Source organism: Microbacterium binotii, from assembly GCF_021398715.1.
Taxonomy (GTDB): domain Bacteria; phylum Actinomycetota; class Actinomycetes; order Actinomycetales; family Microbacteriaceae; genus Microbacterium; species Microbacterium binotii_A.
The window spans coordinates 2,041,711-2,057,067 of the sequence record NZ_CP090347.1 but is presented as its reverse complement, the minus strand read 5'-3'; the positions used below and the strand labels follow the sequence as shown (position 1 = coordinate 2,057,067).

At 68.8% G+C, this 15,357-nt stretch carries 16 protein-coding genes; 4 read left to right on the top strand and 12 right to left on the bottom strand.

The genetic code is table 11. The features are described 5' to 3' along the window. Nucleotides 1–9: 9 nt before the first annotated feature. The 6 genes from LXM64_RS10330 to LXM64_RS10305 form a co-directional block, all read right to left on the bottom strand. Complete coding sequence (locus LXM64_RS10330) at nucleotides 10–1,305, bottom strand: ABC transporter permease (protein ID WP_234073141.1); 1,296 nt, start codon at nucleotides 1,303–1,305, stop codon at nucleotides 10–12. Then, nucleotides 1,302–1,994, bottom strand: a complete 693-nt coding sequence (locus tag LXM64_RS10325) for an ABC transporter ATP-binding protein (protein ID WP_234073140.1) — start codon at nucleotides 1,992–1,994, stop codon at nucleotides 1,302–1,304. The genes LXM64_RS10330 and LXM64_RS10325 overlap by 4 nt, the downstream gene beginning before the upstream one ends. Beyond that, nucleotides 1,991–3,601: an MDR family MFS transporter gene (locus LXM64_RS10320; protein WP_234073139.1), complete on the bottom strand. Its 1,611-nt coding sequence runs from the start codon at nucleotides 3,599–3,601 to the stop codon at nucleotides 1,991–1,993. Before LXM64_RS10320 ends, LXM64_RS10325 begins: the two co-directional genes overlap by 4 nt. A gap of 80 nt (nucleotides 3,602–3,681) precedes the next feature. After that, on the bottom strand, nucleotides 3,682–4,344 hold the full coding sequence (locus LXM64_RS10315; protein ID WP_234073138.1) for a response regulator: 663 nt from the start codon (nucleotides 4,342–4,344) through the stop codon (nucleotides 3,682–3,684). Then, nucleotides 4,341–5,519 carry a sensor histidine kinase gene (locus LXM64_RS10310; RefSeq protein ID WP_234073137.1) on the bottom strand — a complete coding sequence of 393 codons (1,179 nt, stop codon included), beginning with the start codon at nucleotides 5,517–5,519 and terminating at the stop codon, nucleotides 4,341–4,343. The genes LXM64_RS10315 and LXM64_RS10310 overlap by 4 nt, the downstream gene beginning before the upstream one ends. Nucleotides 5,520–5,597: 78 nt before the next feature. Next, complete coding sequence (locus tag LXM64_RS10305) at nucleotides 5,598–7,388, bottom strand: 2-isopropylmalate synthase (protein ID WP_234073136.1); 1,791 nt, start codon at nucleotides 7,386–7,388, stop codon at nucleotides 5,598–5,600. 163 nt (nucleotides 7,389–7,551) lie between these two features. Between LXM64_RS10305 and LXM64_RS10300 the strand changes: the two genes are divergently transcribed. After that, the gene (locus LXM64_RS10300) at nucleotides 7,552–8,220 is read left to right on the top strand and encodes a FadR/GntR family transcriptional regulator (protein WP_234073135.1); all 669 of its coding nucleotides are present in this window, start codon (nucleotides 7,552–7,554) and stop codon (nucleotides 8,218–8,220) included. Nucleotides 8,221–8,254: 34 nt separating this feature from the next. Here LXM64_RS10300 and LXM64_RS10295 read toward each other — a convergent pair whose 3' ends face one another. From LXM64_RS10295 to LXM64_RS10270, 6 genes are all read right to left on the bottom strand, one after another. Then, nucleotides 8,255–8,713 (bottom strand): hypothetical protein, encoded by a 459-nt coding sequence (locus LXM64_RS10295; protein WP_234073134.1) that lies wholly within the window; start codon nucleotides 8,711–8,713, stop codon nucleotides 8,255–8,257. 60 nt (nucleotides 8,714–8,773) lie between these two features. Next, entirely contained in the window at nucleotides 8,774–9,430 is a 657-nt protein-coding gene (locus LXM64_RS10290; RefSeq protein ID WP_234073133.1) for a response regulator transcription factor, read from the bottom strand. Then, a complete protein-coding gene (locus LXM64_RS10285) occupies nucleotides 9,427–10,536 on the bottom strand; it encodes a sensor histidine kinase (protein WP_234073132.1) in 1,110 nt (369 codons plus the stop codon). The genes LXM64_RS10290 and LXM64_RS10285 overlap by 4 nt, the downstream gene beginning before the upstream one ends. Further along, entirely contained in the window at nucleotides 10,533–11,072 is a 540-nt protein-coding gene (locus tag LXM64_RS10280) for a hypothetical protein (RefSeq protein ID WP_234073131.1), read from the bottom strand. The genes LXM64_RS10285 and LXM64_RS10280 overlap by 4 nt, the downstream gene beginning before the upstream one ends. Before the next feature lie 73 nt (nucleotides 11,073–11,145). After that, complete coding sequence (locus tag LXM64_RS10275) at nucleotides 11,146–11,898, bottom strand: ABC transporter permease (protein WP_234073130.1); 753 nt, start codon at nucleotides 11,896–11,898, stop codon at nucleotides 11,146–11,148. A gap of 1 nt (nucleotide 11,899) precedes the next feature. Then, nucleotides 11,900–12,823 carry an ATP-binding cassette domain-containing protein gene (locus LXM64_RS10270; RefSeq protein WP_234073129.1) on the bottom strand — a complete coding sequence of 308 codons (924 nt, stop codon included), beginning with the start codon at nucleotides 12,821–12,823 and terminating at the stop codon, nucleotides 11,900–11,902. An 83-nt stretch (nucleotides 12,824–12,906) separates the two neighbouring features. Between LXM64_RS10270 and LXM64_RS10265 the strand changes: the two genes are divergently transcribed. Genes LXM64_RS10265 through LXM64_RS10255 form a run of 3 tightly spaced genes read left to right on the top strand, consistent with a single transcriptional unit; the run spans nucleotide 12,907 to nucleotide 15,245 of the window. After that, nucleotides 12,907–13,563 carry a TetR/AcrR family transcriptional regulator gene (locus tag LXM64_RS10265; protein ID WP_234073128.1) on the top strand — a complete coding sequence of 219 codons (657 nt, stop codon included), beginning with the start codon at nucleotides 12,907–12,909 and terminating at the stop codon, nucleotides 13,561–13,563. Beyond that, on the top strand, nucleotides 13,560–14,075 hold the full coding sequence (locus LXM64_RS10260) for a hypothetical protein (RefSeq protein WP_234073127.1): 516 nt from the start codon (nucleotides 13,560–13,562) through the stop codon (nucleotides 14,073–14,075). The genes LXM64_RS10265 and LXM64_RS10260 overlap by 4 nt, the downstream gene beginning before the upstream one ends. Nucleotides 14,076–14,123: 48 nt before the next feature. Continuing rightward, a complete protein-coding gene (locus LXM64_RS10255; protein WP_234073126.1) occupies nucleotides 14,124–15,245 on the top strand; it encodes a VanZ family protein in 1,122 nt (373 codons plus the stop codon). Nucleotides 15,246–15,357: the final 112 nt, after the last annotated feature.

Sequence of the window (15,357 nt, the reverse complement as noted above, 5' to 3'; positions counted from 1 at the left end):
CGCGCCCCGCTACTCGTACCTCAGGGATGTCACCGGGTCTGCTCGTGCGGCTCGCGCCGCCGGCAGGGTGCCCGCCAGGAAGGCGATGACCATCACGACGAAGATGATGGTGACGATGGAGAGTGGATCGAACGCGATGAGCTGAAGCCCGGCCAGATCGGCGAAGAGTCCCCTGGACAGAGCGCCGCTGATCGCCGTGCCCGCGATCATGCCGATGCCGGCGCCGATGGCGCTGCCGAGCAACCCGATGAATGCCGCCTCGATGCTGAACAGGGTGAAGACGCGTCCGGAGCCCATGCCCATCGCCTTCATCAGTCCGATCTCTCGCGTACGTTCCTGAACGGACATCAGCAGGGTGTTGACGATCCCGAAGCTCGCGGCGAGCAGGGCGATGACCGCGAAGGCATTCAGCACGAGCACGATGGCGTCGATCACGGTCTTGAAGGTTCCGAGCTGGTCTGCGACGGTCGTGCCCGTGTACCCCGCGTCGGTGAGCGCCTGCTTCAGATCGTCGATCTGCTCCGATGAGGCGTTCGCGGCGAATCGGACGCTGGCGCTGGCATAGCGGTCCTGCTGATCGATGGGCACACCGGTGTTCTGCAGCGTGAACAGCTCGTCCGACAGAGCCGCGTTCGGCGTGATGCTCGATCCGGTACCGACGAGCGTCTCCTCGGTCACGCCCGTGATCGTCGCCTCCACCGTGTACTGCGTGCGTGCGGAGTCGGCGACGGCGACGATGACCGACGCGCCGACCGCATCGGCCGCATCCGCGAAGCCGAGCGCATCCACCAGCGAGTCCGGCACCGTCACCTGGGAGTCGGCAGCGGCGTCGTCGGGAACGCTGCCCTCAGCGAGTTGCAGGGCCTGCCCGGGGATGAGAGACCCCACGCTGACGACCCATTTCTTGCCGCCGGCGTGCTGGAGGTACTCCGCGTCGATCGATTTGTTCGCCGACACGTCCTCGACCCCGGTGATTGCGCGAAGCACGGTGATGTCTTCATCCGTCAGCGCGGTGACCGTCGCGCCGGGCCCTGCGGTGCTCGCGGAGATCGCGTCAGGATCGTACTCGGTCGGGCCCGACGACAACCCGCTCCCGCTCGTGGAGCTCTTCGTGACGCTCATCACATCGCTCGCGCCGATGGATGCCACGGTGTCGTCGATGTAGCGGTTGATGCCGGTGCCGAGTCCGCTCGTGACGGTGAGAGTGAAGGCACCGACGAAGATCGCGAGGATCGTCAACACGGTGCGCGTCTTGGAGCGGAACGTGTTCGAGATGGCAGAGGTGATCAGATCCGTGGTTCTCATGCGGGGACCTCCTCGGCCACGATGAGCCCGTCCTTGATGTGGATGCGGCGGTCGCACCGGGCGGCGAGCTCCTCGTCATGGGTGACCACGATCACGGTTATGCCGTGCTCCCGGTTGAGAGCGAACAGGATGTCTTCGACGACGGAGCCGGTCGTCGAGTCGAGGTTGCCGGTCGGTTCGTCGGCGAAGATCACGCGGGGGTTGTTCACCAGCGCGCGCGCGATGACGACGCGCTGCTTCTGACCGCCGGACAGGTTCGTCGCCTTGTTCCTCGCCTTGTCGGCCAGATCCAGCTGAGCAAGCGCCGCCATGCCGCGGCGCTTGCGCTCCGCGCGACCGATTCCGGCGATCTTCATCGGGAGGATCACGTTCTCGAGGACGGAGGCATTCGGAGTGAGGAAGAACTGCTGGAAGACGAACCCGAATGTGCGATTGCGCGCTCTGTTCAACGCGCGTCCGTGCAGACGACGGGTGTTCGCACCCTCGAGCGTGATTCGGCCCGCCGTGGGCTCGTCCAGCAGCGCGAGCAGATGCAAGAGGGTGGACTTGCCCGATCCGCTCTTGCCGACGATCGCGACGGACTCGCCGGCTCGGATCTCGAGGGTCACCCCCCGCAGCGCATCGAAACGGTTCTGATTGCGACCGTAGGTCTTCGTGACGTTGTCCACCGACAGCAGGGGCGCGCTCATCGTGCGCCCTCCGCGACCTCGTCCATCAGAGCGGCTGTCGCCGTCGTGACGGTGTCGTCCTCCCCGTCGCGCGGTTCGTCGCGAGTAGCGCGGAAGGGCACCTCCTTGATGAACAGCAACGCGACGAAGCCTGCCGCGATCATCGGCAGGAGGAGAAGGAAGACGGGGGTCAGGGCGTCGTTGTAGGCGCCCACGATGATGTCGTGCAGCGCATCGGGCAGCGCATTGACCGCGGCGGGGGTGAGCGAGTTCGTGGATCCGCCGATCGTGCCGGCATCCGCTCCCGCCAACCGTTCGGTGAGCAGTTGGGTCAGCCGGCTCGCGAACACCGAGCCGACGATCGCACTGCCCAGTGAGGCGCCGATCTCGCGGAAGAAGTTGTTGGAGGCGGTTGCGGTGCCCACCTCGGAATCGTGGAACGCGTTCTGCACGATCAGCACGAGGATCTGCATGCCCAGGCCGATTCCCGCGCCCAGGGCGAACAGGTAGGTCATCAGAAGCCAGAGCGGGGTCTCGACGGTCAGGGTCGACATCAGCAGCAGTGCACCCGCGACGACGACCATGCTCGCGAGCGGCATCCACTTGTAGCGTCCGGTACGCGACGCGATCTGGCCCGTGCTGATGGTCGTCAGCATCAGGCCGACCACCATCGGGATCATCATGAACCCGGAGACGGTCGCGTTGACGCCGGTGACCATCTGAAGGTAGGTCGGAAGGTACGCGAGCGTACCGAACATCGCGACGCCGATGAACAGACCGGCGACGGTGGCCAGGACGAAATTGCGGTTGCGGAAGAGCTTCAACGGGATCAGCGGATCGGATGCCTTGTGCTCGGCGAGCACGAACAGTGCCGCGGAGACGGCGGCGATCACGATCAACCAGAGGATCTGGGGCGAGTCCCACGCATAGGTGTTGCCGCCCCACGACGTGGTCAGGATGATCGAGGTCACGGCGATCGCCATCGTCACGGTGCCCCAGAGATCGAATCGGAAGGTGCTGCGGCTGTGAGGGGTGCGCAGGAAGGCCCAGGCGCAGGCGATGGCGACGAGACCGAGCGGGATGTTGATCCAAAACGCCCACCGCCAGCCGACACTCTCTGTGAACCAGCCGCCCAGAAGCGGGCCGATGACGCTGGACAGGCCGAAGACGGCACCCATGACGCCCATGTACTTCGCGCGCTCACGCACGGGGACGACATCCGCGATGATCGCCTGCGACAGGATCATGAGTCCTCCTCCGCCCAAGCCCTGCACAGCCCGGCCGACGATCAGCCCCGTCATGTCGGTGGCGAGGCCGCCGATCGTCGAACCGACCAGGAAGAGGGCGAGGCCGCCGATGAACAGCCACTTGCGGCCGATGAGATCGCCGAGCTTGCCGTAGATCGGCATCATGATCGTCGCGGCGACCATGTAGGCGGTGGTCACCCACAGCATGTGGTCGACACCGTCGAGCTCGCCGACGATGGTGGGAAGAGCGGTCGAGAAGATCGTCTGATCCAGCGACGCGAGCAGCATCGCGACGAGAAGTCCGGCGAACACGAGCAGGACGGATCGCCGCGCGGTCGGCGCCGTCGCTGCGGCGGGGGCAGCGGATGCGGGAGAAGTCATGCTCCGAGCCTCGTCGGCCAGGCCCGACGCCGCGTCCCCCGCACGAGGACACCTGCCCTACCCCTCCGGGGGTACGCGACTCAGTTGCCGGGAACGAGCAGTCCGCTCTCGTACGCCCAGATGACCAGCTGTGCGCGATCGTGCGCGTGCAGCTTGGTCATGATGCGTTTCGCATGGGTCTTCGCGGTGTGCGGGGAGATGAACAGATCCGCCGCGATCTCGTCGTTGGATCGCCCGCGGGCGATGAGCACGAGAACCTCGAGCTCGCGGCCGGTCAGGTTCGCGAGATCGCCGGAGACGACCGTGTTCGGTTCGCGGGGCAGGACGTAGCGGGTGATGAGGCTCCGTGTCGCCGTCGGCGACAGGAGAGCCTCACCGGCATGGACGGCTTTCACCGCGCGGACGATCTCCTCCGGCTCGGCTCCCTTGCCGATGAATCCGCTCGCTCCCGCGCGCAGTGCGCTGACGAGGTACTCGTCCTCTTCGAACGTGGTGAGAATCAGCACGCGCGTGAGCGTCATCGACGGATCCGCGCAGATCGCCGCTGTGGCCGCGATCCCATCCATCCCGGGCATCCGGATGTCCATGAGCACCACGTTCGGGCGTCGCTCGCCCGCCAGTGCGACTGCTTCGTATCCGTCGGCCGCCTCTCCGACCACGTCGATTCCGGGATCCGCATCCAGGAGATCCCGAACCGCGGCGCGGATCAGGGACTGATCGTCCACGATGAGGACGGTCGTCACGACGCGGACCCTTCGGGCAGGGGGAGTTCGGCGACGAGGCGGAAACCTCCCGGTGTCCACCCGGACGTGAGGGTGCCGCGCGCGGAGGCGACGCGCTCGTGGAGGCCGATCAGACCGAATCCTGCGCGCTGATTCGTATCGTCGGGAGAGATCGCGGGATTCGTCACGACCACGCGGAGTTCTTCGGCGCCGCCCTCGATGAGGACGTGCGCGCGACGCTGTGATCCGTGTTTCAACGCGTTGGTGAGCCCCTCCTGCACCACACGATAGGCGACGCGGGAGACGGCTGAGGGAACACCGACAGGGACGCCTTCGCTACGCACACCGATCTCGAGGCCGTTGTCGACGAACGATGCCACCAGGTGGTCAAGGTCCGAGAGATCGGGCTGCGGGGCGAGTGCCTGCTGATCCTCATCGTCCGCGCGGAGCATCGCGAGCAGCCCGCCGATCTCGCTCAGCACCGTCCGAGACGCCGTCCGGATCGTCGCCAGCGCCTCACGTGTCTTGTCCGGTCGCGTTTCGAGGCTCGCCGAGGCAACCCCGGCGTTGAGGCTGATCACCGAGATCTGGTGGGCGACGGCATCGTGGAGGTCGCGCGCGATCCGCAGGCGTTCCTCGCTCACCCGTCGGCGCGCCTCCACCTCCCTCGTCTCCTCCGCTCGGATCGCCCGTTCCGTCATCGCCTGCAGGTACTCGCGGCGGAACTTCGTCGCATCTCCCACCGCTCCGGCGAAGGCGATCACCAGGGCGACCTGCACGGTGCGAGGGTCGAATGTCGAGCCGAGAGAGGCGATGATGCTCGTGCCGATGACGACAAGCTCGGCCGCGAGCACGGCGATGAACGTGGTGCGACGTGACGTGCGGTTCGCGGCCCCGAACATCGCGATTCCGACGCCCAGCGCCGCGCCTGCGGAGACCACCCCCAGAAGCAGCAGCGTGCAGTAGATCAGCGTGCTGGCCGCGAGCGTGGGCAGTGGCCACCGGCGTCGCGCGGGAAGCAGTACCGCGGGGAGGAAGACGAGCACCCAGGTCAGCGGCGTCGACGCGCGGAACTCGCCGCCGGGGAACGGAGCGAGTGCGATCGCCGTGATGAGTGCCGCCGCGACGAGGTCTCTGACCCACGCGGGCGGGGGCGGGATCAGACGCGGGAGGGGCGGTTCAACGACGTGCACCATGGGGCCAGTCTGACGCTCGGCCCTTCTCGGGGCATCCCCCGTTCGTGGTAGATGACGTCGGGGCTGATCGAGGGACGATCACACCCGCGGCGTTCCGAGCAGTGCGCGGCGTGTTGTCCCGGCGCTGCCGACGACGCGCCGGTGCTCCGACACCCGGTCCGCGGCGCGGACCACCGCCTCCAGGGTGGCCGCGAGTGTGGAGCGATCGCGTCCCGCGACCCACGCCGGGCCGCTCGGTCCGCGGTACTCGATGAGTGTCACCGCCTCGGCATCCGCGCCCGATGTGAGCGAGCTCTGATGGAGCGAGAGGATCTCGAGCTCGACGCCGCAGTCCGCCAGCGCGTGCACGGCTGCCTCGACAGGCCCGACGCCCGCGTGCGTGGAACGGTGCGCCTGGTCGTCGACGCGCACGATCACCTCCGTCGTGGCGGCGGCCTCGTCGACGTGCGCGGTCTCGATGGACATATGCGGGTGCTCCGGGCCGCTCAGGTAGACGTCGGAGAACAGCGACCAGATCTCGTGCGCCGTCACCTCTTCGCCCGTGCTGTCGGTGAGCTGCTGCACGTGCCGCGAGAAGTCGATCTGAAGTCGACGGGGAAGCACGACCCCGTACTCGGTCTCCAGCAGGTAGGCGATGCCGCCCTTGCCGGACTGCGAGTTGACGCGGATGACCGCGTCATAGGTGCGTCCGATGTCCGCGGGATCGATGGGCAGGTAGGGCACCCGCCAGGCGATGTCGCGCTCGTCGCGCCCCTCGGCCGCCGCGCGGGCCCGGTGCTCCGCGAAGCCCTTCTTGATCGCGTCCTGGTGCGTGCCGCTGAACGCGGTGTGCACGAGGTCGCCGACATACGGATGGCGCGGATGCACGTCGATGCGGTTGCAGTACTCGACCGTGCGGCGGATCTCGTCGATGTCGGAGAAGTCGATCATGGGATCGACGCCTTGCGCGTGCAGGTTCAGGGCGAGAGTCGCGATGTCCACGTTGCCCGTGCGTTCACCGTTGCCGAAGATGCACCCTTCGACACGCTGCGCACCGGCGAGGACCGCCAGCTCGGCGCAGGCGACGCCGGTCCCGCGATCGTTGTGCGGGTGCACCGAGAGGATCACGCCGTCGCGGCGGGCGAGGTGCGTGTGCATGTACTCGATCTGGTCGGCGTAGACATTGGGGGTGGCGATCTCGACGGTCGCGGGCAGGTTCAGGATGACGGGGCGCTCCGGGCTCGCCTGCCACAGCTCGGTGATCGCGTCGCACACCTCGATGACATAGTCGGGCTCCGTCAGGTTGAATACCTCGGGGGAGAACTCGAAGCGGACATTCGGCAGGTGACCCGCGAGCTCCCACACGTCCCTGCCGCCGGCGAGGATCAGCTCGCGCACCTCGGCACGGTCCTTGCCGAGCACGGTCTTGCGCCAGACCGGGGCCGTCGCGGTGTACATGTGGATGACGACCTCGTTGCGGATGCCGCGGATCGATGCCACGGTCTGCTCGATCAGATCGCGTCGCGCCGGTGTGAACACGACGATCGTGACCTCGTCGGGCGCGAGGTCGGACTCGGCGATGAGGCGCACGAAGTCGTAGTCGGTCTGGGATGCGGACGGGTAGCCGACTTCGATCTCCGTGTAACCCATGCGCACCATGAGCTCGAAGAACCGGCGCTTGCGGGCGGGGTCCATCGGCTCGGCGAGGGCCTGATTGCCGTCGCGCAGGTCGACGGGTACCCACAGCGGGGCAGCGGTGATGCGGCGGTTCGGCCAGCGGCGGTCCGCGTCGGTGAGAGGCACCTCGACGCGCGAGTAGGCGTCGCCGTAGCGGTGCGACGGCATGCCGGAGGGGCGCTGCCGGTTCCAGGCGGGAGTGAAAGTTGTCATGATCGGATGTCCTCGGGTCTGGGGGATGCAGACCGGCGCACGTTCGGCTCCGCGACGGGGAGCCGGTCTGGCTATGCCCCGCCGTGGCGGCGAAGAAGAAGGAATCCGAGGACGGACATGTCGAGCACGCTACCATAGTCCTCAGACAAGTTGAGGAGTTGAGATGGCTCAGGTCGTGCGCACGCCACTGGCCGACCAGGCGGCCGATCTGCTTCTCGCGCGCGTGCGTGCGGGGGAGTGGGCCCTCGGGGCCAAGTTGCCCGGCGAGACGACCTTGGCTGCGCAGCTGGGTGTCGGGCGCTCGACCGTGCGCGAGGCCATCCGCCGGCTCGCGGGGAGCGGCGTCCTGGACTCGCGCCACGGGTCCGGCGTCTACGTGACGGCCCTCGACGTCGCGGACGAATGGAGTGACGTCTTGCGGCGCGCCGACATCGTGACGGTGATCGAGGCGCGGACGGCGATCGAGGTCGAGGGGGCCATGCTGGCGGCGCAGCGGCGCACGCCCGCTGATCTGCGCATCATCCGGCGCGCGCTCGATGCCCGGACCGTGCCCGGGCAGAGTGCCGAGGAGCATGTGGATGCCGACATGGCCCTCCATCGGACGATCGTCGTGGCATCGCACAACGACGTACTGGTCGAGTTGTTCGACGGCTTCGTGCCTCGCGTCCGCCGCGCCATGATCGAGATGCTCCGCATCCGGCCGACGGCCTCGGAGCGGGAGGATCAGGATGCGCACGCCGCCGTCGTCGCAGCGATCGCGGAGCGGATGCCGGATGCGGCGGTCCGCGCGAGCCGCACGCACCTCGACGCACTCAAGGCGGCCCTGTCCTGAGGCAGCTCGTCAGGGCGACGGCGTCATAACGCGGTCAGTCGTCGAAGGCAGTCGAACGCTCGGTGGCAGAGGGGGAAGCGGCCGGATTGCGCCCGATCCGTTCGGTCACGGCGAGCACCTCATCCGAGGTGTACGCGCTGCGGGTGCCCGAGATCGACATGCCCGCCGCGGCTGCAAGCATCTTCAACGGGTAGGGGCGTGGCGTGATGAACTCTCGGGCATAGGCGATCAGCATCCGCATCCGGTCCTCGGCTTCGCGCATCTCGCTGCGAGCGCGTTCGAGCTCGTTGAGCAGGATGTCGCCGTGCGGCGGTTGGCCTTCCGTGCTCTCGGCCATCCGCAGGTAGCGTTCGAACGTCTCGCGCTGGGTGCGGACGGCGGCGATGACAGCCTCGCGGGATGCGCGTGCGGGTTCGTCGCTCTCGGCTGCGGCGGGCTCGGGGAGCGGCAGGATCACATCGAGGATCTCATCGATCTTGTCTCTCTTGGTCATGCGTTTCACCCTACGCATTGATTTGCGCTCAGCGCAATGGATTGCGCTGAGCGCAAATGCTCAGCCGTCGCCGGACAGCACGAGAGCGACCGCCGCCGCGCGGTCGCGGACGCCGAGCTTGGCGAAGATCGTGTTGATGTGGGACTTCACGGTCGCGACCGAGACGAACAGCTCCGAGGCGATCTCGTGATTGTTCCTGCCTCGGGCCACGAGCGCGAGGACGTCACCCTCCCGGGCCGTCAGTGCCGGGAAACGGTCGGTCAGACGCCCCGCGGGCGGCGGCGCCGTTCCGGTAGCGGCTCGCACGAGCCGGGCTCCCACGTCGGATGCGAAGACCGACTGACCGCGCGCGACGGAGCGGATCGCCGCCTCGAGCTCCGCGCGCCCCGCATCCTTCGTGAGATATCCGCGGGCGCCTGCGCGCAGCGCATCAGCGATGGTGTCGTCGTCGGCGTACGTCGTCAGCACGAGCACGGCGATCTCCGGCGCATCCCGCGTCAACCGCGCCGTGGCGTCGGCGCCGCTGAGCCCCGGCATCCGCAGGTCCATGAGCACGACATCGGGGCGCTCGGACAGGGCGAGGGTGATCGCCTCGACGCCGTCGCTCGCCTCACCGACGACCGACACGTCGTGGAGCAGGCCGAGGATCGTCACGAGGCCGTCCCGTACGATCGCCTGGTCGTCGACGACGAGCACTCTGATCGGCCGAGGATTCACCGGCGCACCTCCATCCGCACCTGGAAGCGCGATCCGTCCTGGCTGATGTCGACCCGACCGCCTCGCGGGAGCGCGGCGACGCGCTCGCGCATTCCGCGCAGCCCGAACCCGCCCGATGGGGTCCCGCCCGCGTCGGTCACATCATTGGAGACGGTGAGCAGCACACGATCGGTGCTCCACCGGATGCGGACATCGATCGGTTGCCCGGGAGCATGGCGTCGTGCGTTGCTGAGCGCCTCCTGCGCGGCCCGCACCAGGGTCACCGCCTGAGCCTCGGACGTCTCCCACGGGGTCCCTTCCGCCTCGAAGGTCGCGGATCCACCGAGGGAGCGATGCGTGCGAAGCAGCTGTTCGACGGCGTCGATGACCTCGCCCGGCCGCGCGTGTTCATCGCGTCCGGCACCGCTGCGCAACGCCGCGACCGCCCGCCTCGCCTCGTCCAGGCCTTCGCCCGCCAGCCGCCGCGCGCTCCGCGAGCGAGCGAGGGCGGCATCCGTGTCCCCGCGCTCGATGAGGGCCTCGGTCGCATCGAGCTGCAGGACCAGTCCGCCGAGCGTGTGCGCGAGGACGTCGTGCAGATCGCGAGCGAGGGCTGCTCGAGCCGCCTGCTCGGCCGCATCTTGCTGTTGCTGTCGCAACGTCGCCTCCTGACGCAGAAAGCGGCGCGTCTGGCGCCGGCTCGCGCCGGCCAGTGAGGCGATGACGATGCCGCCGCCGAAAGCCAGCAGGGTGGGCACGCCGGGGGCCCGTCCGATCGAGCCGACCGCCATCAGCGCCGCTGCTGCGATGGAGCCCGCTATCGCGGCCCACGCAGGCACGGCGTCATCGGCCCACAGCAGGAGCAGGGCGACGACGACGGGGGCGAAGGTGATCCCTCCGGTGGGGATGACGGCGACGGATGCGGCCGCGAGCGCGACGCCCGAGAGCGCGGCGGCTGTTCGCTCGGTGCCGCGCAGCAGCGCCCCGCCCAGCCAGGCGAGTACCGCGAGCACCCCGATCCACGTCCACACGTCGATCGGACGCGGGGCGGCGAACAGCCAGAACGTCACCAGGGCCGCCCCGACCAGATGCAGCGCCGCCCTCGCCGACCCGCGCCCCGTGTTCATGACCCCATCATGGACCGCGCGGTCGGTGCCGCAGTATCCGAGCCGTCGCCGACGAGTCGTCGCGTCCGAGACTCGAGCACCATCACCCGCATCGCCCGGTTGGCGGCGAGCAGGATCAGGATGGCGCCGGTGGAGGAGGCGACGAACGCCCCGTTCGCCGCTGCGGCGAGATCGATCCCGATCCGGCTGGCGATCACGATCAACCACAGCGCCATGCCCCACCATCCGGTTCGAGACTCGAGCGATGCGCCCTCCGTTCGCACGGACGGCTGTGAGATGGGGCGGATGCGGGCGATGCGCCCCATCGCCGCCCCGACGCCGAGGGAGATCGCCGCCTCGATCGTCAACGCGATGACGTCGCGGGTTGTGACGTGATCCACGGTTTGGGCGAGGACGACGGCCCCGGCGATGCCGAGCAGCATCGGCATCCGCCACATCCGGCCGGAGCGGATGGGGCGCCACGTCGACTGGCGGTACCCCAACCAGACGACGAGGGCGAGAAGCAGCAGGACGTTGAGGATGGTGGAGAAGGTCATGACGCCAGCGTCGTCGCACGCGCGGCACCGGACGACCACCCACGGGTGGAAGACGGGTGGAGATCGTGTGCCCTCAGGCGTCGCGCACGCGAAGCGTCGTTACGGCCGCCGCCGTCATCCAGACGGTGAACACCGCCATCACGGCCAGACCGAGAAGCGGCGGTACGCCGGAGCCGACCACCGTGTAGGAGGCTTGGCCCGCGGTCGTCGGCCAGAAGGTTCCGGCGAACTGACCCACGACCCCCGGAAGGCCGGGGGCGAGGGCGGGTACCAGGAGGGAGACGGTCACGACGATCGCCAGCGCGCCCGAGGAGCTGCGGGTGAGGATGCCGAACGCGAGGCCGAGGACGGCCGACAGCACGAGGTACGCGATGGCGCAGAGGAGGGCGCGCACGGTCTCGCCGTCACTCATCGTCGCCGTCGGCAGACCGGCGACGGCAAGCGCCGCCTGACCCGCGGCGAAGCTCGCCGCCACCGTGGCGACCGCCACGACGGCGGCGACGGAGATGGCCACGAGAGCCTTCGCGGCGAACAGTCGGGCGCGCCGTGGCGCGATGGCGAGAGTGCTGATGATCTGCCCCGAGGCGTACTCGCTGGTCACGGCTTGCGCCCCGAGCATGGCCATGAGCAACTGCCCGACCAGGATCCCCTTGAAGCTGACACCGACGGAGTCGAAGTCCGCGGGCAGCTCGGTCTGCCAGTCGGCGCTCAAGCCGCTGATACCCAGCAGGCTCACGACTGTGGTGACGACGATCGTTGCCGCGGCGAGGAGCCACGTGCTTCGCACGCTCCGCGCCTTGATCCACTCCGATGCGAACAGGTTCATCTCAGGCCGCCGTCCGGTCGAGGGTGGTCATGCGCAGGAAGGCGTCTTCGAGGGAATCGCGCACGAGCGTGAGCTCCGACACCTCGACGCCGGCCGTGGCGGCGAGATGGCCGACCTGATCGGGGGATGTGTCCCGCACTCGCAGCGCGTCGGGCTGCCCGGGAGACGGGGTCGTGGACAGGCCTGCTCTCGTGAGAACCCTGGAGAGACCCGCGGCATCCGGTGTGCGGACGCGGACCCAGGATGTCGTCCGGGAGTCGATGAACGACGTCAGCGGCTCGTCGGCGAGGAGCGTCCCGCGATGGATGACGATCAGGTGGTCTGCGGTCAGCTCCATCTCGCCCATCAGGTGGCTCGAGAAGAGCACGGTGCGTCCCTCTGCCGCGAGCTCGCGCATGAGCGCGCGCGCCCAGCGGATGCCCTCGGGGTCGAGTCCGTTGAGCGGTTCGTCGAAGATCACGATCCCCGGGTCGCCGATCAAGGCGGTCGCGATCCCCAAGCGCTGCTTCATGCCCAGGGAGAACGCTCCGGCGGGTCGGCCGCCGGCGTCGATCAGCCCGACGGTCTCCAGCATCTCGTCGACGCGCGAGCGGCGGATGCCGGCGGCGCGCGCCGTCGCCCAGAGGTGGTCGCCCGCGGAGCGTCGCGGATGGACGGACCGGGCGTCGAGCAGCGCTCCCACCACGCGTGCCGGGTTGGGCAGCTCGGCCGCGCGGAGACCGCCGATCGTCGCCGCTCCTGATGACGGTCGATCGAGCCCGAGGAACATGCGCAGGGTGGTGGACTTGCCGGCGCCGTTCGGACCGAGGAAGCCGGTCACGACGCCCGGCCTGACCTCGAACGACAGACCGTCGACGGCGGTGATCGCGCCGTGGCGCTTGGTGAGGGCGTGTGCCTGGAGCGAGAGAGGAGAGCTGATGGCCATGGATCGCACACTACACCGTGTGGTGTAGTAGCTACACTCTTCGGTGTAGAGTTGACGTGCAGTCACAGGAAAAGGGGATGCCTATGCCGGACACGCAGGTCAAGCAGGTCCGGGAGGGCCAGGCTCATAAGCGCTCCGCGATCCTTACCGCCGCCCGCGAACTGTTCGTGCGCGATGGCGTGGACCGCACCAGCATGGACGCGGTGGCGGCGCGCGCGGGCGTGTCCAAGCGCACCGTCTACGACTACTACGGCGACAAGCGGCGGCTCCTCCTGGGTGTCGTGGAGCAGGCGGGGGAGGCGGCCCTGATAACCCTCCGACAGCTGATCGAGCGCCACCTTCCGCCTGTCATCGCCGATGCCGACCCCGCCGCGACCGAGCGCGCGCTCGTCGCCTTCGCCCTCGACCTCGGACGTTCCCAGCTCGCCGCCTCCGACTATGCCGCCGCGGTGCGGCTCATCACCGAGAACGAGACGCTGCTCCCGGAGCTCGACGACCATCCGCTCGAAGCGGCGCACAACCGCGCGCTCGCCGAACGCCTCGACCTGCTGGCGCGAGCCGGCCTCCTCGACGCCCCTGATCCCGAGCTCGCCGCCGATCACTTCCATGCCCTGACGACCCTGCGCGTCCTGAACGAGCCCGGCCGCCGCCGCGCCCAGCTCGACCGCGTGGATCGGATCATGACGGACGGTGCGCGCGCCTTCCTGCGCGCCTATGCGCCCGGCGGGAGCCGGGCATGACCGATGACCGAGAGGATGACGCTCAGACCCGCGTCAGGCGCGCCGCATCCCTCAAGGAACGGATCTATGTCGCCTTCACCGCCCTCGCGGTGATCATCGCGCTGCGCGCCCACGATGAGCATCCGGATGCGGGTCTCGCGCTCGGTACGCTCACGATCACCGTCGCCGCGACCGTCTGCGCGGTCTATGTCGCCGATCTGCTCAGCCACATGGTGGTGCACTCGCGGGTGCCGGGGCGATTCGAGCACCGGCACATGGTGGCGAGCACCCTGGGGGCGGCGACCGTCGCGCTCCCGCCTCTCGCGTGCATCGGTCTCTCGGCGCTCGGGCTCTACGACGCCTCGACGGGACTGCTGGCCGCGATGCTCATCACGACCGCGACCCTCGTCGCGATCGGACTGCTCGCCGTGCGACGGCTCGCCGTTCCCCGGCTGCAGCGCATCGTGATCCTCGCGGGGGAGGCCGTGCTCGCGATCGGTGTCATCGCGCTGGAGCTGCTTTCGCACGGCTGAGGACGACGCGCCCCTGGGGGCGTCGATCTGCCTCCTAGGATGGATCGGATGACCGGGTGGACGTGGCAGGCATGGTTCGGCCTCATCGGAGGCTCGCTGATCTTCTTCGCCGTCCTCGGTCCGATGCTGCTGATTCAGATTCGTCGCTACGGCCGGCTCTCGTTCCCGAGGCTGCTGGGGGCCGCGGCGATCAGCGTCTACGCGGTGGCACTCGTCGCCTACACGCTCCTACCGCTGCCCGACGTCGCGGCGAACTGCGGCGTGAGCGGCGCCGGCATCGAGCTCCTTCCCGGGCACTCCGTCAGCGACATCCTGCGTGAGACGCAGGGCCTGTCGTTCGTCTCCGCTCTCACGAGTCGCGCCACGCTTCAAGTCGCGCTGAACGTCGCGCTCTTCGTCCCGTTCGGCATCATCGCGCGTCGCTACTGGAACCGCGGACCCGTGGTGTCGATCGTGCTCGGCGCCGCGCTGTCGCTGCTGATCGAGACCACGCAGCTGACGGGCATCTGGGGACTCTACGACTGCGCGTATCGCGTCGCCGACGTCGACGATCTGATCACGAACACCGCCGGCGCCGTGATCGGCGTGTTCCTCGCCCCACTCCTGCTGTCCTGGATGCCGAGTTCCGGCGCCCTGCGCCGGGACCGTTCTCTGCCGCGGCCCGTCACCGTCTGGCGACGGTGGTTCGGGATGGTTCTCGACGCTGTCGCGGTCAACGTCGTGAGCGGGCTGCTCTCGCTGACCCTCGTCGCGCCGCAGCTGGCGCTCACCGGCGGACGTGAGCCGGCGGATGCGGTGGCAATCGCGAGCGTGGTCTTCGTCGGCGTCGGCACCGTCGCGCTGGTCGTGGTGCTGCCCGCGGTGCTGGGTGCGGGAGCCTCCATCGGACAGCGGCTCGTGTGGTTGACGCCGGCGTGGCCACCGGATCGTTCCGGATGGTGGCGGCGACTTCATCGCGCGTCGGCCGTGGCGCTGCCCTACACGATCGCCACCGTTCTCGACCAGCTTCCGGGCACCGACACAGGAGTGTTGCAGACCGTGGTGGGCCTCGTGGGCATCGTCAGCGGGGTCATCGTTCTCATCGACGTCGTGTCCGTCCCCGTCAGCCGTGGACGACGGGGCCTTTCGTTCGTCCTTTCGGGGGCGGAGATGCGTGACGCGCGAGCCTGACCGCGGGGCTTCCGGTGCGCTGTTGTGAGAGCGATCCCGGCGGCTACCGTTGACGAGTCCCTGAGGTCTCGGGCATCCCAGAGAGCCGCATCTCCCATCGTGACGGGGCATC